Source organism: Paenisporosarcina sp. HGH0030, assembly GCF_000411295.1.
In the GTDB taxonomy this organism is placed as follows: Bacteria; Bacillota; Bacilli; order Bacillales_A; family Planococcaceae; genus Paenisporosarcina.
Map to the genome: position 1 here is coordinate 1,985,558 of NZ_KE150421.1, position 22,482 is coordinate 2,008,039.

The following is a 22,482-nucleotide window of genomic DNA, read 5'->3' on the forward strand; positions in this document are numbered from 1 at the left end:
CAATACTTCTGCCTGAAAATTGAATGCCAACAATTGAAAAGCATACAGAACTGAAGTTATTTATAATAGGACTAGGGGGGTGTTCATATGTATAGAGGCTATTTGAATTCACCAATTGGACTCATTGAAGTAATAGCAACACAGGAAGATCTTATATCTGTATTGTTCGTAGAAGAACAAAAGCATTCCCATGAAAATGAAATCGTCAAACATTTCCTTCATGAGATTGACTCTTATTTCAAAGGTCATCTTACACACTTTACGATTCCATCGTTGAACGGCACCATTTTTCAAAGTGAAGTATGGAATGAGCTCATCCACATCCCATATGGTAAACGAAGCAGCTACTCCGAGATTGCTCACCAAATTAATAGACAAAAAGCAGTTCGGGCAGTTGGGTCGGCTATCGGGAAAAATAAATTAGCCCTCATCGTGCCTTGTCATCGAGTGGTCGGAAAAAATGGATCTCTGTCTGGATTTGCGTGGGAAACATGGCGAAAAGAATGGTTACTTGAACATGAAAAGAACCATTCACAAAAGTGAACGGTTCTTATCTCTTATTTACCGTGATAGCCAAAGTTCATATGCTGATAGCGTCCACGTATGATTTGATAAATACCGTATAAAATCAGACCTACAGCAACCATAGCAAGAATCAACTGGCCAAATGGTTGTCTGGCAAGTTCCGCTAATGCCCCACCCAAACCTTTGGATTCTTCTGGGTTATTCGTATAGGCAGTACGGATAAAGAAGAAACCTACCATACTCAGTACCACTCCACGTGCGTTCAATCCGATTTTTCCTGAAAGTCGTGCTATTTTACGTTCTTTTTCATTCATTTCATATGTTTTGAATTTATCCATAAACTTTTCTTTGACTCCACTATAGAGCTCATAAAGTCCATAACCAATGATGATAACTCCCACTAAACCGACTATCCATTCCCCAAAGGGCTGCTCCATCAATTTGGCTGAAATCGTCTTTTCGCCTCCACCTTCAGCGTTTCCAGTGTGACTTGCCAGTTTAATTGCTCCAAAAGCTAAATTCGCATAAATAATCCCACTGATAAAATAGCCGGTCCGCTTAATCAGCCCTTTTGCATCATTTCCTTCGTTTTCAGGATCTTTAAAAGCTTTTATGAAATCCCACATGATATAACCAATTAAGCCGATGCCAATGACCCATAAAACAAAATCTCCAAATTGCATTTCTGCAATGGATTGCAATGCACCCGAAGTTCCGGTTGTATCTCCTCCAGGTCCGAAAGCAGCAAGTGCCGCCAGGATTCCAATCATCCCGTAAACAACACCTTTTGTCATATAGCCGAATCGCCCGAATCTCCGTACCCAAGGTTTTACTTCTCTCATTTTATCTTTCGCATGTGCTGTTGATGTGTTCATCACGATCACTTCCTCTACATTTACTCTTACAACTGAAGTTCCCTTTTGAGTGAGATTGGAAACCTTACAACAGAGGCGTTTTAATTAAATTAGAAGTGATTACTGGGCATAAAGGGAAACTATAAGAATTTTAGAAGTATATACTAATATTTGGTGCAATCTATTATACTTTTCTGGAATCGATTATAAGGAGACGTAACATTTGAAGAAATTATTAACTGTTGTATGTATGTTAACTTTTTTGATTTCTGGTTGTTCAGATGATGTGAATAAAAAAGAATCAACTCATCCAAGGAGTGAATTGGAAAAAAGCATCGCAAATTCTCTCATAGAAAATTTCGGTCATCGCCATGAATTTCCTGAAGACGCTGTAGAAGTTCTGGAGTTCGATGAGACAACTGGCAAAATGAAAGTCATCGCATTGACCTATATTTATGAAGATGACATCTATGCAGACTTTAAAGCCGAAATCCTCTCAAGTTGTGCTAGTGTACTACAGGATATAAAGAGACAATCGGAAGTGACAGAAGTTGACTTTATCGTTGCTGTCCCGGCTTTAGATGAAGATGGAAATCAGATGAAGAATTTAGAAGGTAATCCGATTGATAACATGACTATTTTCAATATGGTGTTCGAGAGAAAGAACTTAAAGAATATTAATTTCAACGAATTGGATCCTTTAAAACTCTCCAAAAAAGCAAATTTCTATTTTGAAGCTCTGATTGAATAATTGCGTTACGGTTTATTTGGCATGGATAAAGATTTATTCGGCATCAACTTCAGTTTAATCGGCATGAGCAAAGTTTTATTCGGTTTCGCCCATTAATTTCCTCCTGATAGAATTGAATTACATGATTGAATAGCAAAAGACAGGGCCTCTGCCCTGTCTTTTATTTTGCTGCATGCGCAATCCAGCCACCAAATAGAGTGGTCGAAAAGAATTGTGTTACCCGCTCGAAACCAGCTTGTTGTAAGAGTTCTTCAATCTGAGTTGCAGGTATGAATGACAGTTCACGAACCGACTCTTCCATCGCCTCCACATCTTCTTGTGTTAAATCAGTTAAATCGAGCCAAATCGATTTCCATAAATTCATCCGCTCATCGAATTCTGGATTCGATTGATCACCAAACATCGATACGAGTACAAATGGAGCTCCCGGTTGCAATCTTTCTCTTACTGTTTTCAATAAACTCAGTTTTTCTTCAACTGTTTCAACGAAATGGAGGACAAGCAAACATGTGGCAGCATCAAATGTTTCATTAAATTCGATTTGTTCAACTATCCCTGTATGTATGGACACTCGATCTTCGATTCCTGCGTTTTTCGCTTTTTGCATAGCGACTTCAAGCATAGCTTCTGAAGGGTCTACTCCGGCGAAAGTCCACGTAGGATTTGCTGTTCCAAAGGTCACGATTTCATTTCCTCCGCCAGCTCCAATGACCAACACTTTTGCGGAGTCGTTTACATTCGCACGAAGGAATGACTGAACCATCCGGAACAATGCATCGTAAGTTGGTAGAGCACGGCGAATGCCTTTATCGTATTCTCTTGCCATTTCCAGATCAAATTCCAAATCATCTTTCATAGTGTTTCCCCCATTAATTAATCATTTATTACCTTCTATTATGGGACAGTTCATTGAAACTTTCAAACCGCTACATATTCGCTATCTTAAGAGACTAAATGGTACACTTTTACAATAAAAGCGAAAAGCTTCTTTCTAGCCAGACACTGGTGCTTGGAGCTGGAACTAATAAATCATATGCCCTTTTGGAGGCTGATATATATGGAAAATACTATGATAAAGCGGACTCTGGGCCAAACAGATTTACACCTGTCCCCCCTTGGACTAGGGACTTGGCAATTCAGTAAAGGATCAGGTGTCGTTGGCAGATTTTGGGGAGCACTGGATGATGAACTTACGGAAAACATCATTAAAACGTCATTGGATGGCGGCATCAATTGGTTTGACACTGCTGAAGTATATGGTGGCGGTGAGTCCGAAAGAATTTTAGCGAAAGCGCTTGAAAATATAGGTGCAAGCCCTGAAGAAGCTCGAATTGCGACTAAATGGTGGCCTATGCTTCGAACAGCAGGTTCCATTCCGAAAACGATTAATAATCGTAAAGAGGCTCTTCAAAATCGCAGGATCGACTTGTACCAAATTCATCAACCCTATTCACTCTCATCTGTTGAAAAGCAAATGCAGGCCATGATTGAGCTAGTAAAAGCTGGTCATATTAACCATATCGGCGTTAGTAATTTCAACGCTTCTGCAATGGTCAATTCCCACCGGATTCTTAGTGAAAACGGACTGACACTGGCTTCGAATCAAGTGAAATACAGTTTACTGGACCGACGTATGGAGGAAAACGGAGTTCTGGATCGCGCGAAGGAATTAGGCATTTCCATCATTGCTTACTCGCCACTTGAGCAAGGAATACTAACTGGGAAATTTCATGATAATCCTGCATTGATTCACGATGCCAAAGGACCTCGTAGATTTCAACGCAAATTCAAGGAAATAGGATTGGCAGAATCTAAACCACTCATAACTTTACTGGATGCCATTGGCGAAAAATACAATGTCAGTGCCAGCCAAGTAGCTTTGAACTGGACTATCCATTATCATGGAGAAACGGTTTTTGCGATTCCCGGTGCCACTAAAGTTCATCACGCACAAGATAATGTCGGTGCATTAACGTTTAAACTCGATGCGGGAGAACTCGAAGAAATTTCACGCGCTTCCTGGAAATTTCTTCAAAAATAACAGGAGTAATTATATTTCGAGGAGTGAGTTCATGTTAGAAAAATGGATTGAAGAAGCGACCGGACATCGTGTTAGGAGAAGTGCCACATTAAAAGGTGGCGTTTCATCCGAGATGACTAAGCATGAGCTTTTAACAGGACACTCTGTCGTCTCGAGGCTTATCACGAATCGTGAATGGCTTTCTGACGAGCCAGATTTAATTGAACATGAAAAGCAAAGTTTATTGCTCATGGAGTCCATGTCCGTACCAACTCCACACTTCATTTCGGAAGCAACTCCTAGATTTGAAGCTTTGTTGATGACTGAAATACCCGGAAAAGTTAGATTGGATATATGCAATCTACCAACCAGCTTAAATCAATTAGCTGGTACACTTCATGCTATCCATCAAACTACAATTCCCGATACCTTTAAATGGACTTACTCTTCCTATGTGGATATTACAAATGTGTCGATACCTACATGGACTGCTCAACAACAGGCGTGGTTATTTGCCATTGAGTTTGTTAGTTCAAATTCTCCCGAGTTTCAACCTGTTTTAATTCACCGTGATTACCATCCGACCAACATTTTGTGGGAAGGAAATGAATTGAATGGTGTCGTTGATTGGATCAATGCTTGCAAAGGTCCGTCTTTGGTAGATGTTGCACATTGCCGAATAAACTTAGTGATGCTATATGGTATTAAAATTGCCGATTATTTTCTGGAAGCGTACATGCAATTATCCAATGAAAACTATACTCCCTATTGGGATATTCTCGCTTTCCTGGATTTTGTGGATGAGCATTTAGATGTCTATGAAGGTTGGACCGATTCCGGCATCAATGACCTGAACCAAAAAGTCTTGAAGCATCGTTCCGACGAATATATTCAAAATTTAATAGCCAAATTGGACGCCTTTTGAAAGGCGTTTTTTTGTTGACTTTTATTTCAAAACAAATAAATTTTTAGAATATTTTAAATTACGCTTGTAATTAGATTATTCAGTATTGTATAGTCTTATACAATACTGAATAAAGGAGTTAGGAATGAATACAATGTTATTACTGCCAAATACCGATGAAGAAATAATGGACACACACGACGAAGACATTATCATCACAACTCGGGAAGGAAAAATCATTAAAGTCACGCAAATCAGCGGCGAACATTATGGCCTGACCCCTGCGGAACTTTTAGGAAAGTCTGTTTTAGATTTGGAAGCGCAAGGAATTTTTTCTCCAGCAATTACTCCTGAAGTTGTGGAAAAAAAGAAGAAAATCGTGACCGTTCAAACTACACCCTCTGGACGAAAAGTATTAATTACCGGCATTCCCCTTTTCAATGAACAACGTGAAGTCGAGTTCGTCATCAGTTATTCTTACGAACTGTCAGAGCTCATTGTTATGAAAGAATACTTGCAAGATTTAGAGACTGAAATGTCTAAGGTCAAAGAAGAACTTGCCCATCTAAGAGATCAGCATATTCAAATTGACGGATCCATTATGGAGAGTCAATCTTCTGCGCGTGCAGTTAAAACAGCCCTGAAAATGGCACGCATCGATGCTCCGATTGTCATTCATGGTGAACGTGGTGTCGGCAAGACTACCTTGGCAAAATTTATTCACAGTCAAAGTAATCGAAGTGATGGTCCATTTATTGAAGTTAACTGCAGTACAATTCCTGAAGCTGTATTTGAAATCGCTTTCATTGGTAATCAAGAGTCCCAATCACAAGGCTATTTATCCCTAGCTTCTGGCGGTTCACTTGTATTAAAAGAACTGGATCAACTATCGCTAGCTTCACAAGCAAAATTATTCTACCTTTTGAACAAAAACACTACAACCAGAATTATAGCGTTGAGTGAAACCCCATTCGATGAATTAGCCAAAGAAGGAAAACTGCGGGAAGACTTATTCTATCTTCTTCATATCGCCCCCATTCATTTGAAACCTCTAAGAGAAAGACCCGAGGATCTTGAAAAAGCGATTTCCTTATATGTAAAGGGCTTTATCGATCAGTATAACGATGAAAAGAAAATAGCAGATGATCTATATATTCACCTTCTCCAACTTGAATGGAAAGGCAACTTCCGTGAACTGAGAAATGTTTTGGAACGGATTTTCATCACAAGTGATTCGAATAAAATAACGCTTAAAGATTTACCATTACACTATCAACCTTCTGAAGGAGAACAAATAGGGATTGACTTTGATGGACAAACTTTGCCACATATTTTGGAGTTTGTAGAGAAGAAAGTACTGCTGAATACACAAAAAAGGTATAAAACGACAACAGAAATGGCCCACGTCCTTGGAATCAGCCAACCTTCAGTCGTTAGAAAGTTAAAAAAATATACCAGCTCCCCTATGGAAGATGACATGGATAAAATCACTTAAACATTAAAAGAGCAATACTTGTTGGTTAACCTTTAAGAGTATACTTTCCTAACTCACCTACCCATTATTAATTTTCAGAATCTCGAAATCATCCGGTAACACGATTAAGCCCCTACTGGCCAGGGACTTGATATTTTAGATAGTCACATACTTTAGTAATAGGGGGAAATTATGTTGAAAAAATGGTTGTTAGTTTTATGTTCGCTTATGTTGCTAGTCACGTTGGGCGCATGTGGTAAAGAAGGTGAATCCACTGCTTCTGGTAAATCAGGAGAACCGTTAAAAGTAACTCTTCCTACATGGACAGGTTATGGACCACTGTTCTTAGCGAAGGAAAAAGGCTTTTTCGAGAAAAATGGTCTGGATGTGGAGCTTTCAATTATTGAAGGTTTGGGAGAACGTAAAGCTGCATTAGCAGGTGGCAAAATTGACGGAATGGCGACTGCTTTAGATGTACAAGTCACATTAGCAGGAGCTGATATTCCTGTCCAAGTTGTATGGTTATTGGATGATTCATACGGCGGTGATGGAATTCTCGTGAAAAGTGATATTAATGATGTGAAAGACTTGAAAGGCAAACAAGTTGCTTTTGAAGTTGGTTCAACTAGCCAAATGCTTGCCTTAACAGCATTAGAGCAAGGTGGATTAACGGAAGATGATATTACTGTTGTTCAAATGTCAGCTGGTGACGCTGGTGCAGCCTTTGCAGCTGGTAAAGTAGATGCCGCTGTTACATGGGAACCTTGGTTGACTAAAGGTGCGGAGGCTAACGGGAAAGTTTTATTAACAACAAAGGATTTACCAGGCATCATCCTAGATACAGTTGCTTTTAAAGAAGACGTGATAAAAGACCGCCCAGAGGATATAAAAGCCTTTGTAAAAGCAATGGGTGAAGCAATGGATTATTGGAAAGAAAATGAAAAAGAAGCAAATGAAATTATGGCAAAAGGTCTTAATATCGACGTAAAAGAATTTGAAGCAACAGTCACTGGATTGAAATTCTTTACAAAAGAAGATAACGCGAAATTATTTGGTACTGAAAGCGAAAAAGGTTCGATTTATCAATCAGCAGAAAATGCTATTCAGTTTTATAAAGATCAAGACATGCTTGAGAAAGACTTAAAAGCAGATGATGTTGTGAATGGAAGTTTTCTTCAAGAGTAACTAATTACTAATTCAAATGAGCTAAACGGCTTTCAATAGGATGTATGAATTGTCACGTACCATCTTGGTGATTGATATTCAGGGTTTAACTTGATAGGCGTTGGTTTTTGCCTATTCAAGTTAGGCTCAAATCCAAAATACATACATAGATGGAGGGTACTAAATGGGAACCAAATGGTTTACACCAAATAAAGAGATACCTAAAAAGATTTATACTTCTGCTGGTCTTATTACATTTATTTTTGTTCTAGGGATCTGGTCGCTACTAAGTTATAGCGGGTTCGTAAATCCCTTGTTCTTACCCACTCCAACCGCAGTCTTAGCTACAGCAACAGAAATGTTTATGAGCGGAGAGATTTTCTCTGATATCGGCATCAGTTTTTCGAGGGTATTTACAGGATTTCTTATCGCCGCATTAATTGGCATTCCTCTAGGAATACTCATGGGATCCTTAAGAATTATGGAAGGTGCTTTTGAACCTATTATTGGGTTTATTCGATACATGCCTGCATCCGCATTTATTCCTTTATTAATTTTATGGATTGGTCTTGGCGAATCCGAAAAAATGGCCGTTATTTTCTTAGGAACGTTCTTCCAACTTACACTCATGGTTATGGATGTTACCAAAAACGTGCAAAACGATTTAATCGATGTTTCTTATACACTTGGTGCCAAGAATGCTCAAATTTTCACTAAAGTAATTTTACCCGCTTCATTACCGGGAATCGTAGATACGCTTCGTATTACGTTTGGTTGGGCTTGGACGTATTTAGTGGTAGCAGAAATTGTTGGAGCATCCAGTGGCTTAGGCTACATGATTATGCAAGCCTCCCGCTTCCTCCAACCAGAAAAAATTATCGTCGGTATTTTAATTATCGGTTTGCTAGGACTCATTACAGATATCATGTTCAAATCCATTTACCGCGCTTCGTTTTCCTGGATGAGAAAGGACGGTTATTAAGATGGTCGCACCAAAACTAGAAGTGAACGCAATAGGAACACCCAATATATTAAGTGAAGGGAAAACAGCTCCACGAATTATCACACCAAAATTGGAAATCAAAGATGTAGGTAAAATATTTAAAACGAAATCTGGAGAAACCACAGCGCTTGAAAAGACATCTTTTACTGTGGAAGACGGTGAATTCGTCACCATATTAGGACCTTCAGGATGCGGGAAATCAACCATACTACGTATCGTAGCAGGCTTGGAAGAGTCTACTTCGGGTCAGGTCCTGCTTGATGGACAAGAAATTAACGGTCCTGGTCCGGATCGTGGCATGGTCTTCCAATCATACACTCTCTATCCGTGGTTAAATGTCAAAGATAACATCACATTCGGTTTAAAGTTAAAAGGCGTTTCCCAAAGAGAGCGGGATGATCTTGCTGGACATTACCTTCAGTTAATTGGGCTGGAAGGTTTTGAAAAGCATTACCCTATTCAATTATCTGGAGGTATGAAACAACGCGTAGCCATTGCACGAGCTTTGGCTAATGATCCAAAAATATTATTGATGGACGAACCATTTGGAGCACTGGATGCACAAACAAGAACCATCATGCAAGAAGTTTTGCTAAAAGCATGGGATGAGTCCAAAAAGACGATTTTATTTATTACACATGATGTCGATGAATCTATCTTTTTAGCTGACTCTGTATATGTGATGACCGCAAGGCCAGGACGTTTAAAAAAGAAAATTCCAATCACGCTGGATAGACCACGGGAATTCAGTATGAAAAACACGGCAGAATTCGGACATTACAAAGAAGAACTATTGTCTCTCATTCGGGAAGAAAGCCTGAAATCAATTAAGTAAGAACCGTTTTCTTAAATTGAAATAATGCTCACTATGATCTTGGAGGTCAATTGTATGGAAAATAAATGGGACCATCTGGTCAAAAACATGCCAAATCGGTTAGCTCCGAGCATGGCCAAAGATCATCCGAATCTTCCTGTCATCAAAGAAGAAGGTTGTTATTACTTCGGAGTAGACGGAAAGCAATATCTTGATTTCACGTCCGGTATTGCTGTAACAAATGTCGGTCACAGACATCCTAAAGTGGTTCAATCTATCAAAGACGCAGCAGATGGTTTAATGCATGGCCCATCAGGTGTAATTATGTATGAATCTATTTTAAGACTGGCAGATGAACTTGCCGACATTATGCCTGGTAACCTGGATTGCTTTTTCTTCGCCAATAGCGGTACCGAAGCGGTAGAAGGCGCACTTAAACTTGCAAAATATGTGACTAAACGACCGTATGTTGTTTCATTCACAGGTGGTTTCCACGGGCGTTCATTAGGTGCGTTAGGTGTTACTACCTCGAAAAGCAAATACCGTAAGTTTATGCAGCCATCAGGACTTACATATCAAGTACCTTACGCAAACGTGAAAGAATGTCCGGCCGGTTTAGATCCAGAAGCTTATGTCATTGAGAAATTGGAAAGAGATTTTGCTACTTTGTTTAGTCATCAAGTAACGCCTGAGGAAGTAGCTTGCGTTATTTTAGAGCCAGTCCTCGGCGAAGGTGGTTATGTTGTCCCTCCAAAAGGCTGGTTGAAAAAAGTTCGTGAAATTTGCGATCGTCATCAGATATTGCTTATTTTTGATGAAGTACAAACTGGATTTGGTCGAACAGGCGAATGGTTTGCGGCACAAACTTTCGATGTCACCCCAGATATCATGGCGATTGCTAAAGGAATTGCATCTGGCTTACCTCTTAGTGCCACCGTTGCGTCCAATGAATTAATGAAGCAATGGCCACTCGGCAGTCATGGGACGACATTTGGAGGAAATCCAATCGCTTGTTCAGTCGCTTTGACGACATTGAGCATAATAAAAGAAGAAAATCTCCTTGAAAACACAAAACAGATGGGTTCATATGCCGTTCAACAGCTTGAAGAAATGAAGAAAAGACATCGTGTCATCGGTAGTATCCGTGCTGTAGGATTAATGATAGGAATTGAAATCATTAATCCACAAACGGGTCAACCCAATGGTTCGGGCTTATTAAAAATTCTGGATGCGGCTCTTAAAAAAGGCGTGTTATTCTATCTATGCGGAAATCACGGTGAAGTAATCCGAATAATCCCACCGTTAATCGTCACAAAAGAACAAATTGATGTAGGACTTCAATTACTCGATGAAGCTATAATGGAATACGAAGAAACATTAATGAGTTTAGAGGGTATATAGAGAATGAAATGACTAGAGGCTGACTCACTATTGAGTAAGCCTCTTTCTCTATTATTTTGAATAACGCCTTCATAGATTTATATATCAAACATATAATGCATTAAAGAAAGGAGAGCTTCGTAATGACCGATCCCATTCAAACAATGATTCAATTATTACAAACTCTGATTCCCCTTATACTGGGTACCATTCTCTTTTCCAGCACTCTGATGTCTCCAAAAAGATGGCTTGTCGCCATCACTTTATTTGTAGGAATTAGCGGGCCATTCATTTATTCCCTGTTTGATGAACAATCTCATCCTGCTATCGATGCAAATATCGGTTTGGGTCTCTCTATGCTTTTTGTATGGATTTGCTCAGGACTGTTGGTACTCTTCGCCCTCATTCGAATATATCTCAACATAAAACAACAAAAAAACTAGAACACGCGACTTATTGTCGTATGATTCTAGTTTTCTTTTGTTCTGCATACATTTCGCTCAAATGTGACCAATAACAAGAAAATTCACCAAAGATCGCATAGCCGAGGATTAATTTTTCAACTTGTCTCTTCATTCGCCAAATCTAAAATATTTTCACCAATAGGTTCCCACAATTCGATTTTGTTTCCTTCCAAATCTAAAATGTGTGCAAATTTCCCGTAACTTTCTTCCAAAATAGGTGCTAGGATTTCGACACCTTTCAATTGAAGTTCTTCAGCCAATTCAACCAAATCATCTACGCGGAAGTTAATCATGAACTGCTTCTGTGATGGTTCAAAATAAGTCGTCTCTTCTTTAAACGGCGCCCAAATCGTCCTCCCTATACCTGGTTGCTTTACAGAATTCCAAAGAAACACTTTGCCGTATTCATCCGAATCTATTCCTAATTTTTCTTTATACCAGTTTCGCAAGGCTATTGGGTCCTCGCTTTTAAAGAACACTCCACCAATTCCTGTTACACCTGCCATTAATATCACTCCAATTTTTTATAGGTATTGTTAATCGCACACTTGCGCTAGTCACATGAGCCAAAAAGTATGAAAACCACATACTTGTTGGCATCAAACTTCACGTTCTTGCGGCAAGCAAGGTCAAATGCACTCCCTCGGTTTTTATTCAATTTTAACAGCTTTCTATAGCATAGCCCCTTTTAAAAAAATATTTTCTATAGATTAAAACTTTTTTGCCAAAATAAAGTCAAATGTAGTATTAAAAATATGAAAGGAAGAATGAGCAAAGTGAAAAAGAGGAATAAGGCAATTCCACTGTTCATCACTTTTACTGTCGCATTGTTGATTGCACTCAGTTTGCAAACGGATAAAGGAACGGCGTTTATGAAAGAAATTAAAGATATGTTTCTCCCTGAGAAAGAAGTGATTCAAAGCATCGAGGGAGAGGATGAAGAAACTGAAGTCCAGTTAAATAAAGGGAAACATTCGGAATATGTGATTTATGTAGATGAAACACGCTACAAGCTGACCCACGGTGAGGAATCAGATATCATTACTCCTGTTTACCCAGTGCCTGAAAATTATCCGGAAGTGACGATGGACATCATGCAAGTTCCCGATGAGAAACCAGAAGAACTTGTTGTTAAATTTGGAGCCGAGCTGAAAAAAGACTTTCCCGAGCTACGGGATGTTGTAGAAGTAACGGAACCTGTAAAAGGATATGAGTTACATGGTGCAGCAGGCAATGAAGCAAACAGCAAAATCGTTCATGCTTACGTCATCAGTAACGGGAAAGATGGAAGTTTTGTCATCACGCAGTACTATTTCCTCGAAGCTGCTGAAGGACATGGAGCAAGATTTCATCATATGCTAAAAACCTTTGAAATCGTTGAATAACCTTTAAGAGGAGCCGGCCAATCCCGTTCCTCTTAAAGGTTTTTGTTTTCCAAAAATAAATACTGGTTTACGTGATGGTTAACCGAGTTTCATCACGTGTGTCGTATCAGGCGTATCATGAGTTTCTTCAAATCCGTTCGCCCGGTAAAAAGCATCTGCTTTTGCAGATTCAGTACGACATGTGATTTTTGAAAAATTGCCTTTGGCATGGTTCACAAGTTCGGTGAGTAATTGAGAGCCTACCCCTTGTCGTCTGGCAACTCCGAGTGTATAAAATCTCCTTAAGCGAGCTTCATCTTTGTTTTCCGTATACGGATTTTGATTGATGCCGCCGATTGCCACCAATTTATCGGGACCTTCCCACACTCCGAAAAGCGCTTCCCCGTCTTTGTTGAACGTATTTGATCCATCTTCATAATCATGTACTAAACGAGTCAAGAAACGGTAACCTTCTTCTTCACTTTCTGTTACCAGCTGCGATACGTCTACTTTCTTCAAATCTTCTATTCGTTGAACTTTGAACGTCATCTGAGTTTCTCCCCTTTAGTTAATAGTTTAATTATTCTAACTATATACTATTTCGCTAAACACGGACTCATTCCCTTTATTTTTGGCACTTTTAACTTCTTTTGATTTTTAATAAAGAGGATTATTTATCGTACATTTCGGCTGAATGCATGTTCCGCTTGAGCAAAGAATATGGTCAAACTACCTTTGACCATATCTAGCAATTCTTTAATCACTTGAGATGTACACAAAAAAGAGTGGGAAATTCCCACTCTTTTTCATTACGTTAAACTTCCACTGTATTTCAGCTCATCTATTGAAAGTTGATCCGCCTTGCCATCTAAAATGGCTTCAACGTCTTGCAATGTTTGTGACAATGCCACAGTCTTTCCTTTTTGGCCCGTAACAGATTCTGCTACAAAAAATGGTTGCGTGAAATATGCTTCCAACCGTTCTCCCCGTTGATATGTTTCCACCTCGGCTGCAGGAATTTTCTCCTTGCCATGCACAGCTACTACTGATCGCAATTCACGGTAGCGACGCAACAATTTTTGTGCACGCTGTCTCAAATTAAAATGACGTTGGTCCAAATCAATCCCTTCCAAAATCGAGGAAGTTGAATAAATCGGGTGGACAGCTGGGTATTGGTGACGGCTTGCCAAATCCGCATCCAGTTGCCACAACGTTTCAAGTGGACCATATGGCATGTCTTCATCCACCACTTCCCCAGATAAATCTACAAGAATGGTTGTTACATTTTGCACGCGTTCTGCAACTAGTTTTTCCTGTAAGTCCAACAGTTCACCAGACACGATATAACTCTTGTCTGTAATGAATATCACTTCTCCATTTTGTGAAGTTAAAGTCGAGTATGTTTCATTGATCGTAGTTGTGACGATATCAGCCAATTCAGTTGTCCCTTCAAGTTCAGGATGACTCCCTTTCGGCAGTAAAAAGACTGTAGTGAGGTCGCTATCTTTAAAGCGATGCATCAATTCAGCCAGGATCACCACTTGCCCCATGCCTGGACGAGCCACTATACCTGTCGTACCGCCTTTTACAAGCGGTGCAAAGAAATCCAAAGTCTTAATTTGCGTTTCAATCATATTCAATTTCTCCCCTCGAATGATTAATTCGTCTATTGAACAATTAGCAAGTGATGCAAGACCAACCAAAGTGCGAACCTCCGCTTTTCCCAAATCAATTTTTCCCGTGCATAAATTAGACACGGTTGCTGGCCGAATGCCAATTGATTTCGCTGCGATTGTTAAATTTGGAACTTTTCTTCTGAGTAAAGCGACATTTAAACGAATATTATCCATTATTCAATCCCCCTTCGTTACTTTTAATGGTAATTTAAATTACTTTACAATGCAATAGTTTTTTCTTTTTACAGTAAAAATAATTACTTTAAAAGTAACTATCAATTGCTCTAGTGGTAAACTTTGCAAATAGAAAATCATGTATGAGGAGAAATTTATCAATCAAATTGGATCAATTAATTAGTTAAAATGAGGCATTTAACAATAAACGTCTCACAACCGCATGCGAAATCAAATTTTAAACAATAAAAAAAGCCGTCCTTTACAGGACAGCTTTCAATAATTAATGTGTAAACTTTTTATCGACATTGTATTTCGCAACAAATTTATTGATGGCATACGTCTCATAAATTTCACGTTCCATTGCATCATCAACATAGAAAATCTTAATTTTCGCTACTTCATCACGGTGCTCTTTAAGTGGTGAAACATTATCTTCAAAATGTTTTTTTACACGCTGTCTTACTTTACGTGCTTTCCCAACGAACAAAAGCTCATCTGCTTTATTGTAAAACATGATGATGCCGCCTTTGTCTCGTGCAATTTGATGGAAGTCGATGAAACCATAAATTGATGGAATTTCTGGCTCGTCGTTTGATCGGTCTTGTTCACGTTGAACAATCGTTAAGTCTGGTTTTGGCATTTCAATCTTAATCATATTCAGTCACGTCCTCACTTCTTTAGAGTGTAATGCTATCACAAATAGCGTTAAAAATCTATCAGTTATACACAGTTCACCTATAGAGAAAGTTTTAGCCAATCCAATAACGTTTAATCACATTTCCATCATCTTCAACAAAGTCGTTGTCTTCGACGCCACCATTCTTACAGATGGTTTTTTCAGAGCCGATATTAATTGCGTCACATACGACTAATACACGCTTGATACCAAGCTCTCTTGTTTTTTCAAGAGCCAATCTCAGAATTTCTGTTGCATATCCTTTTTGGCGTTCAGATGGACGAATACCATAGCCAATATGTCCTCCGGCGTTCATCAAGTGATTAGTTAACGAATGTCGAATATTGACCACTCCTAGAATGCGGTATTCCTCATCAATTAACCAGTAGGTCGAATCAGGCACCCATCCTTCGGGTAAGCCAATCCCTTTTTCAGCTTCCAGTAAAGACGAAACCATCCCTTCAAAATCTGTGGGGTCTTTACCGATTACCCAAGGAATCATTTCTTCTTCGCTTTCTTTCCATTCCTCATAGTGAGACATATAAGCCAGCTTCAAGTCCACACTTGGTTTTACCAATTTCACCATGTATTTCACCTCACTACCTTTATCTTAAGCTTTCAATTGCCTGCTTCACACTGCCATATGTATTGAATGAAGTAAAGTCAATTCCTGCTTGAACAACTGCCATTGATAAGTTCGGCCGAATTCCAGTAAACATGATGTGAATGCCCAATAATTGCAACACATTATGAATCGTGAAAATATGTTGAGCGACTTCTGAATCAATCGTTAAGATACCGGAAAAATCGATAATTAAATGATCGATGTCTAGAGTTGGTATAGTCGGTAGAACATTGTTCAATAAATGCTGGACTCGTGAATAGTCAATAACACCGATTAAAGGTAAAACAGCAATACCATGTTGGATTGGTACGATTGGTGCAGACAATTCGTTGATTTCTTTTTGGCGATCTTTCAATTGGTCATCACGGTAAGCCTCATATGCAAAAATCGTTTCAATCATGCTGACATCCAGTAGATAGCTTATACGATTGTTGATTTTCAAAACATCTTCCGTCGATAAATCATGCTCCATCGATATTCTATTAATGTTTTCCAAGTACATCAAACGATTTTTTGCATAAGGTTTGATCATTGTCGATAATTGAGAAAGCATAGCAGCTTGTTGTTCTCCGTTCTTTTTACTCCATTTGACCAATTCCGCAGCAGCTACTTCATTGCTATCTTCAAATGAATCAACCAATAACGTCAAAAATTCGACATTGATTTTGATTGATTGCTGAATCATTTCATCTGTTACTTCAAATTCCACGTTTTCAAGTGCAGAATCTATCATTTCTGTAACAATTTCTTCTGCATGATCCACCAAATATTTACCTACTTTTAAAATATCATCCACAATTGTGCACATCCTCAGTTTATTATTGTTAACTATTGCTCTGTAAGAGAATATTACTATAAACATAAGTGGAAAGCATGAATACTCAGTAATTTAGTAATTAAAGAGTAAAAACCCACTCGAGTAAGTGGGTTTCGTTTTTTATCTTATCCTTGGGTACTTTGAATAGCCTGACCAATTTTTGATTCGGTAATGTTCCAGTGAGAAGCGTGCCAGACTGGCTCTTCATTCGACACGATGAAAATTTGTGGTGATTTATGCTGAACACCTAAATTACTTTCGATTTCATTCGATACTGGACGACTTTCAATGACTTTCACTAAGTAAGCGTCAACACCCGTTTCAAATGAAGTGAATTCGCGGTAAGCAGCAGCACTCACAGGACACGTAGTACTATGCTTGAACAGTAAGACAGGCTTTTCTTTTGATTGTTGAAGAACATTTTCCCACTCTGGAATTGTTGTAATTTCTGTATAGGTTGCCATCAATCATCATCCTTTCAATAGTTAGATTTCCTATTATCTCGAATTTCAAACCGATTTGCACATAACTTGCCTACGTACAAACAGTTTAAAATTTTCATCCTTTAGGGATACTCATAATGTACTAAACTAAACCAACACAACAATTTGAAAGGAGAACAAATCATGAAGACTAAAAAATATGCTTTTTATGGACCCTTCCTATTAACGACTGCGTTGCTGTTAAGCGCATGCGGAGAAAAGGAGGAAGTGAAAAATGGACCTACCGGGGAACAAGCCGAAAGTGAATTTGGATTCCGTTCTTTTGATTTAAATATAGATACGGCAGATCAGAAAGACGCAATTGATGTTTCGTTTGACGTGGATGTATCCGAGACCGAAGCGGAGTACTTGAATAAGCTGGAATCGTTAAATTTGTCGGGAGATAATGCTTATAAAAAGCTTGAACCACTCTTTAAAGAGCTTGCACTTACGAAAGACATGAGTAAAGAAGAAGTCATTGAAAAAGTGGCAAAGGCCTTTGGCGTGGAAGAGTACAAGGAATTCGATTTGGAAGTTGAATTTTCCGACGGGGACGACCAAGAATTTAAAGATAACAAATAGCCAAAAGCCAAGTAGCATTCATGATTCGCTACTTGGCTTTTATTATGGAAGTTCTTTGGAGGCATCGGCACAAACACACTACTTTTGGCTATTATGCGGCATAACCATTTTTTTCGCTTTTTTTCTTTTCAAGCAAACTCACCCCAGATATTTTCAATAAGTAGAAATCGCCATGCATGGCGGCCAGGCGAGTTTCGATATTGTCTCTAAAATGAAAAGTCACGGTGGGGTTAATACAAATTCCTTAATTTATATTCCAACTAAGAGCCCCATTTTTCCAACAAAGCCATCGCTCACCTAAATCACGGTTCCAGAGGCTGAAAAAAATACAAAAAAGCCTTAACGCACATTTTGTCGTCAAGGCTTCTTTTTATTGATCGATTAAACTGACGGATACTTTCACATCAAGCTCGTGGCTGCCACCTCGGTAAACCCCTTGCACCGGACTGACATCCCCGTAATCACGACCCACGCCAACCCGAATATGGTTTTCGAGTGCTTCCACATTATTTGTTGGATCTAGTCCTACCCAGCCTATACCGGGTACCATGACTTCAACCCATGCATGGCTTGCTGCGTCCCCAACTAATGCCGAATTTTCTCCGACATACAAATATCCGCTGACGTACCTTGCCGGAATGTGCTTAGCGCGAAGTATACCAAGCATGATATGAGAAATATCCTGGCAAACACCTTTCTTCAAATCAAAGGATTCCAACGCTTTTGTTGAAACATTTGTCGAGGAACCGTCATACGTAAAACGATTGAACAAATAACCCATAACATCAATTGCATATTGAACAGGATTGGCCATCTGTCCGGTATCCTTATCGACTTGTTCCATTTGTTCTGGAGTTAAATAGGTGTATGCCGTATTACTTAAATAAGCTAAATAGTGACTGCTGAATAAATCGGAATGGAAAATCGCATACATTTCCGGTGAATAATCAATGCGGTGAATCCAAGGACTCTTTTGAATGCTAACAATGGAAGTTGCCTTAACTTCCAGATGCTTATGATGATCCGCTATAAAAAATGATTCGACACTGTTCCCCCAAATATCCACATGTTCTTTCGTTAGAGCAACCGGATTAATATCCGTTCGATATGACAGCAATCGTTGACACTCATCCGTACGGGGCTTTAATCGGATTGAGTTCATGCTTTGATCCACCCATGAATCGTAATCAAAAATGTTGGTATGTTCAATTTTGTATTTCATGGAGGAAGCTTTTTCTGTAATCGGTTGTTGAGGAAAATCTAAAAATTGAACTTGTCGTTGCGTACCAATTGGTTCAATTAAATAATAAGTCTTCGAGAAAATTTGTCCAATTTCATTACATTTGTTTTGGAACGTGTTTAAAAAGGCCAGCATATCATCAGAATTTAACTCTTGAATGGACATTTCATCAAATTCATTTTTCACATTCTCAAGGGCGTAATATAATTCGGAAGAATAATGTGCAACTTTTGCATTCTCCAAAATATCAATGGCTGCCCTTACATGATTGATATTGTAATGAATCGACTGTGGGAACGACTCATCAGTAATTAAAAAAGTTAAGATGGTCTTCGGATCCATCTTGGGACGATTTACTTTCAAATAGGCTTCATAGCCATTCAACATGCGAAGTGCCGATAACCATGCATAGTAATCGTCGCCTTTGTAAAACAACTGGGTTTCCCGTGTCTGTTCACATACCACGTTTAAAATACGTGCCGTTTTTTCTGCACGTTCCAACCACTTCCCGATTTTCATCATGCGATATGCGACACTGCGGGACATACCAGATTCAATAATCCCTTGGGCAGTCAGGCACGTCAATTTCACTTTACGCAAAAACGTGCGTAAGTGATGAATCGAAAAACTTTCCTGTTCTGCTTGAATGGTAAACAGATACAGATCATTTAGAACTTCAAATAGTTCATTCGGCAAGTGATCCCTACTGATTCGTGCATTTTCCCGGGCTACGCGAACACAACTGTATATTGAATTAAAATTATCTATATGGAAGGCTATATAACGAATATAATCTTCATCTTGAACATCTTCACTACTTTTTAGCTTATCTAGTTCGTCTTTAGTTGAACACGCTTCAAACACTATTTGCCAGTGTTTACCGTCTAACAAATCTTCACTCGAAGTCTCAACCATCTGTGTTAAATGAACGTCCAAAATTCGCGCGTTTGTTTCTGTACGTTCAATATTCCGTGCCATCCAATAGAGTGAATCTGCTACACGACTTAACATTAGCTCATCCCTCCAGACTTCATAACCCATGTATCTTTACCACCACCACCTTGCGATGAATTCACGACAAGGGATCCTTTTTTCAATGCTACTCGGGAAAGCCCCCCTGGGAATACATGTGTTTCTTTTCCTCTCATGACAAACACTCGTAAATCCACGTGACAAGGATAGAATTCTTCCCCTTGGTAGGAAGGAGCTCTCGATAATTTTATCGTCGGTTGTGCAATATATTGATGAGGGTTTTCAAGAATTTTTTCACGGAATTCCTCGATTTCCACTGAGGTTGCATGAGGCCCTACCAGCATGTCATAGCCTCCTGATGCCCCTACGTTTTTAACTACCAATTCGTGTAATCGTTCCAGTACCCAGTTTCGCTGTTCGGCATGATCAAGACGGTAAGTCATGACATTATCAATAATTGGGTCTTCTTTCAAGTAGTAACGAATCATATCTGGCACGTAGACATACATCGCTTTATCATCCGCCACTCCATTGCCAATTCCATTCAAAATTGCCACATTTCCTTGACGATAAGCCTCAAGCAAACCTTCAACGCCTAATGTTGAATCTTCCCTGAACGCCAGAGGGTCCAGGAAGTCGTCATCAATTCGACGATAAATGATATCCACTTTTTCAAGACCACGGATCGTTTTCATATAAACAATGTTGCCGGAGACGAATAAGTCACGGCCTTCAACCAGATGTAGACCCATTTGTTGTGCCAGAAACACATGATCATAGTAAGCCGAATTATAAATACCTGGAGTAAGTAGAACTGCTCGAGGATTGTCTACCCCTTCAGGAGCATGGTCCATAATCGCTTCGTGCAAAAAAGTCACTTGATGCTCCAAAGTCTGAACGGAATGTTTTGCAAAAAATTCAGGGTATACCTGACGCATTACATAGCGGTTTTGGTAAACATACGAAATGCCTGAAGGGTTACGTAAATTGTCTTCCAGTACTAAGTATTTGCCATTTTCATCCCGGATTAAATCGATTCCGGCAAGAAATATATGATTATTCAATGGAATTTTTATTCCCTGTACTTGTTTAACGTAATAATGAGGGTTGTCCACAACCAGTTCCTTAGGGATAATCCCGTCTTTAATGATTTGCTGTTCATTGTATACATCGTGCAAAAAGCAATTGAGTGCATTTGTACGTTGTACCATTCCTTTTTCAATTGTTTCCCAATCTTCTGGAGGGATGATGATAGGCACAAAATCAAAAGGCATTGTGCGTTCAGCTCCAACATTATTATGATAGACAGTAAAAGTAATGCCTTGTCTCAAAAACGATAATTGGGCTGTTTCATGTTTTTCTTTCAATTCATCAGCAGAAAAATTATGGAGCATTTCATAAAATTTTTGATAATGGTCCTTCGGTTTTCCGCTTGCCTTCAACATTTCGTCAAAAAACGGCTTAACTTTGTACGTAGTAAACATGAAAACACCCTCTCTATATACGAAGTTGGAAAATTAAGAAAATAGTACGTTAAGTTTATCATAAAGTTCCTCTTTTCATTACCCATACTCCTAAGTTTTGAAGCCTTCAAATAGAAATAAAATACACACTGGCATCACTAAGAATATGTGAATATAGGAGTCAAAAATGCACACATCTAAATGTGTTTTTAAAAAAGGATATATTTCAAAATAACTGCTCTCCATATAAATAAAAAAATGAGCTGCTACCCGTGATTTTTCAATCACGAAGGAGCAGCTCATTTTTATTTAGTAAGAACTTCTTTTTGCTGTCTTTTTTTGACTACAGTACCTAACCCAACAATTAATAACACAAAAGCAATCGGGATGATATATTCAAGAATTGGCCAAGTACGTTCTACAAATAAATGGCCATATTTATCATCAACCATCATTTTCCCAGCAGTATAGGCAATGATGCCCGAACCTGCCCACACAAGGAGCGGGTATTTATCCATTAGATTCATAATGAGCTGACTACCAAAAATAATCAGTGGCACACTAATAGCCAGTCCAATGACAATCAAGACGATATTTCCTTCTGCAGCTCCTGCAATAGCCAGTACATTATCCAGACTCATGACTAAGTCAGCAAAAATAATCGTACGAATAGCGCCAAACAGCGACGCTGAGGAGTGCAAATCTGGATCTTCATTAGCAGATTTAATTAAATCAAATGCAATATATAACAACAATAATCCACCAATAATTTCTACAAACGGGATTTCCAAAAGATAGACAGCCGCAAATGTTAGCACTACACGCAATCCAAGTGCACCAACTGTTCCAATGAAAATGGCTTTCTTGCGTTTGTCTTCGGATAATTTTCTGCTTGCTAGCGCAATGACGACGGCATTATCGCCACTTAATACGATATTAATCAAAATAATTTCAAGTAGTATGCCAAAGAAATGTGCATCCATTTTTTCATCTTCTTTCATTTTGTTCTGTAACTCTTATTACATCATACTCCTCAAACAAAATCTTTCAAGTTT

24 protein-coding genes are annotated in these 22,482 nt (G+C 38.9%); 12 read left to right on the forward strand and 12 right to left on the reverse strand.

Annotated elements, in window-relative coordinates; all coding sequences use genetic code 11:
* Positions 1-87 precede the first annotated feature (87 nt).
* Entirely contained in the window at positions 88-543 is a 456-nt protein-coding gene (locus HMPREF1210_RS09520) for a methylated-DNA--[protein]-cysteine S-methyltransferase (RefSeq protein WP_016428453.1), read from the forward strand.
* Between the two features lie 14 nt (positions 544-557).
* Here the strand turns inward: HMPREF1210_RS09520 and HMPREF1210_RS09525 are convergent, their stop codons facing one another.
* Positions 558-1,400 carry a DUF1206 domain-containing protein gene (locus HMPREF1210_RS09525; protein ID WP_016428454.1) on the reverse strand — a complete coding sequence of 281 codons (843 nt, stop codon included), beginning with the start codon at positions 1,398-1,400 and terminating at the stop codon, positions 558-560.
* A 202-nt stretch (positions 1,401-1,602) separates the two neighbouring features.
* On the opposite strand from HMPREF1210_RS09525, the gene HMPREF1210_RS09530 reads away from it, so the two are divergent.
* Entirely contained in the window at positions 1,603-2,130 is a 528-nt protein-coding gene (locus HMPREF1210_RS09530) for a hypothetical protein (RefSeq protein ID WP_016428455.1), read from the forward strand.
* A gap of 160 nt (positions 2,131-2,290) precedes the next feature.
* Here HMPREF1210_RS09530 and HMPREF1210_RS09535 read toward each other — a convergent pair whose 3' ends face one another.
* On the reverse strand, positions 2,291-2,986 hold the full coding sequence (locus HMPREF1210_RS09535) for a class I SAM-dependent methyltransferase (RefSeq protein ID WP_016428456.1): 696 nt from the start codon (positions 2,984-2,986) through the stop codon (positions 2,291-2,293).
* A 201-nt stretch (positions 2,987-3,187) separates the two neighbouring features.
* Between HMPREF1210_RS09535 and HMPREF1210_RS09540 the strand changes: the two genes are divergently transcribed.
* The 8 genes from HMPREF1210_RS09540 (at position 3,188) to HMPREF1210_RS09575 (ending at position 11,332) form a co-directional block, all read left to right on the forward strand.
* Positions 3,188-4,171, forward strand: a complete 984-nt coding sequence (locus HMPREF1210_RS09540) for an aldo/keto reductase (protein WP_016428457.1) — start codon at positions 3,188-3,190, stop codon at positions 4,169-4,171.
* A 31-nt stretch (positions 4,172-4,202) separates the two neighbouring features.
* A complete protein-coding gene (locus tag HMPREF1210_RS09545; protein WP_016428458.1) occupies positions 4,203-5,075 on the forward strand; it encodes a phosphotransferase family protein in 873 nt (290 codons plus the stop codon).
* 124 nt (positions 5,076-5,199) lie between these two features.
* Positions 5,200-6,549: a sigma 54-interacting transcriptional regulator gene (locus HMPREF1210_RS09550; RefSeq protein ID WP_016428459.1), complete on the forward strand. Its 1,350-nt coding sequence runs from the start codon at positions 5,200-5,202 to the stop codon at positions 6,547-6,549.
* Between the two features lie 171 nt (positions 6,550-6,720).
* Positions 6,721-7,713: an ABC transporter substrate-binding protein gene (locus HMPREF1210_RS09555; protein WP_016428460.1), complete on the forward strand. Its 993-nt coding sequence runs from the start codon at positions 6,721-6,723 to the stop codon at positions 7,711-7,713.
* A gap of 163 nt (positions 7,714-7,876) precedes the next feature.
* Complete coding sequence (locus tag HMPREF1210_RS09560) at positions 7,877-8,674, forward strand: ABC transporter permease (protein WP_016428461.1); 798 nt, start codon at positions 7,877-7,879, stop codon at positions 8,672-8,674.
* A gap of 1 nt (position 8,675) precedes the next feature.
* Positions 8,676-9,530, forward strand: coding sequence for an ABC transporter ATP-binding protein (locus HMPREF1210_RS09565; protein WP_016428462.1), 855 nt, complete (start codon positions 8,676-8,678; stop codon positions 9,528-9,530).
* A 54-nt stretch (positions 9,531-9,584) separates the two neighbouring features.
* Positions 9,585-10,910, forward strand: a complete 1,326-nt coding sequence (locus HMPREF1210_RS09570) for an aspartate aminotransferase family protein (RefSeq protein WP_016428463.1) — start codon at positions 9,585-9,587, stop codon at positions 10,908-10,910.
* Positions 10,911-11,032: 122 nt separating this feature from the next.
* Positions 11,033-11,332: a hypothetical protein gene (locus HMPREF1210_RS09575; protein ID WP_016428464.1), complete on the forward strand. Its 300-nt coding sequence runs from the start codon at positions 11,033-11,035 to the stop codon at positions 11,330-11,332.
* Positions 11,333-11,448: 116 nt separating this feature from the next.
* Here HMPREF1210_RS09575 and HMPREF1210_RS09580 read toward each other — a convergent pair whose 3' ends face one another.
* Complete coding sequence (locus HMPREF1210_RS09580; RefSeq protein ID WP_016428465.1) at positions 11,449-11,859, reverse strand: VOC family protein; 411 nt, start codon at positions 11,857-11,859, stop codon at positions 11,449-11,451.
* Between the two features lie 270 nt (positions 11,860-12,129).
* On the opposite strand from HMPREF1210_RS09580, the gene HMPREF1210_RS09585 reads away from it, so the two are divergent.
* Entirely contained in the window at positions 12,130-12,738 is a 609-nt protein-coding gene (locus HMPREF1210_RS09585; protein ID WP_016428466.1) for a hypothetical protein, read from the forward strand.
* Between the two features lie 78 nt (positions 12,739-12,816).
* Here HMPREF1210_RS09585 and HMPREF1210_RS09590 read toward each other — a convergent pair whose 3' ends face one another.
* The 6 genes from HMPREF1210_RS09590 to ytxJ all read right to left on the reverse strand — a co-directional run bounded on the left by HMPREF1210_RS09590 (position 12,817) and on the right by ytxJ (position 17,152).
* Entirely contained in the window at positions 12,817-13,266 is a 450-nt protein-coding gene (locus HMPREF1210_RS09590) for a GNAT family N-acetyltransferase (RefSeq protein ID WP_016428467.1), read from the reverse strand.
* 260 nt (positions 13,267-13,526) lie between these two features.
* Positions 13,527-14,567, reverse strand: a complete 1,041-nt coding sequence (locus HMPREF1210_RS09595; RefSeq protein ID WP_016428468.1) for a hypothetical protein — start codon at positions 14,565-14,567, stop codon at positions 13,527-13,529.
* Between the two features lie 283 nt (positions 14,568-14,850).
* Complete coding sequence (locus tag HMPREF1210_RS09600) at positions 14,851-15,225, reverse strand: nucleotide excision repair endonuclease (RefSeq protein ID WP_016428469.1); 375 nt, start codon at positions 15,223-15,225, stop codon at positions 14,851-14,853.
* A gap of 94 nt (positions 15,226-15,319) precedes the next feature.
* Positions 15,320-15,832: a GNAT family N-acetyltransferase gene (locus HMPREF1210_RS09605; protein WP_016428470.1), complete on the reverse strand. Its 513-nt coding sequence runs from the start codon at positions 15,830-15,832 to the stop codon at positions 15,320-15,322.
* A 19-nt stretch (positions 15,833-15,851) separates the two neighbouring features.
* Complete coding sequence (locus tag HMPREF1210_RS09610; protein ID WP_016428471.1) at positions 15,852-16,667, reverse strand: STAS domain-containing protein; 816 nt, start codon at positions 16,665-16,667, stop codon at positions 15,852-15,854.
* A gap of 146 nt (positions 16,668-16,813) precedes the next feature.
* Positions 16,814-17,152, reverse strand: coding sequence for a bacillithiol system redox-active protein YtxJ (gene ytxJ / locus HMPREF1210_RS09615; protein ID WP_016428472.1), 339 nt, complete (start codon positions 17,150-17,152; stop codon positions 16,814-16,816).
* A 162-nt stretch (positions 17,153-17,314) separates the two neighbouring features.
* On the opposite strand from ytxJ, the gene HMPREF1210_RS17360 reads away from it, so the two are divergent.
* Complete coding sequence (locus HMPREF1210_RS17360; protein WP_016428473.1) at positions 17,315-17,752, forward strand: YusW family protein; 438 nt, start codon at positions 17,315-17,317, stop codon at positions 17,750-17,752.
* Positions 17,753-18,122: 370 nt separating this feature from the next.
* On the opposite strand, the gene HMPREF1210_RS09625 is transcribed toward HMPREF1210_RS17360, so the two are convergent.
* The 3 genes from HMPREF1210_RS09625 to HMPREF1210_RS09635 form a co-directional block, all read right to left on the reverse strand.
* The gene (locus tag HMPREF1210_RS09625) at positions 18,123-20,003 is read right to left on the reverse strand and encodes an alpha-E domain-containing protein (protein WP_016428474.1); all 1,881 of its coding nucleotides are present in this window, start codon (positions 20,001-20,003) and stop codon (positions 18,123-18,125) included.
* Positions 20,003-21,448 (reverse strand): circularly permuted type 2 ATP-grasp protein, encoded by a 1,446-nt coding sequence (locus HMPREF1210_RS09630; protein WP_016428475.1) that lies wholly within the window; start codon positions 21,446-21,448, stop codon positions 20,003-20,005. Before HMPREF1210_RS09630 ends, HMPREF1210_RS09625 begins: the two co-directional genes overlap by 1 nt.
* A 284-nt stretch (positions 21,449-21,732) precedes the next feature.
* Positions 21,733-22,428, reverse strand: a complete 696-nt coding sequence (locus HMPREF1210_RS09635; RefSeq protein WP_016428476.1) for a TerC family protein — start codon at positions 22,426-22,428, stop codon at positions 21,733-21,735.
* Positions 22,429-22,482 lie beyond the last annotated feature (54 nt).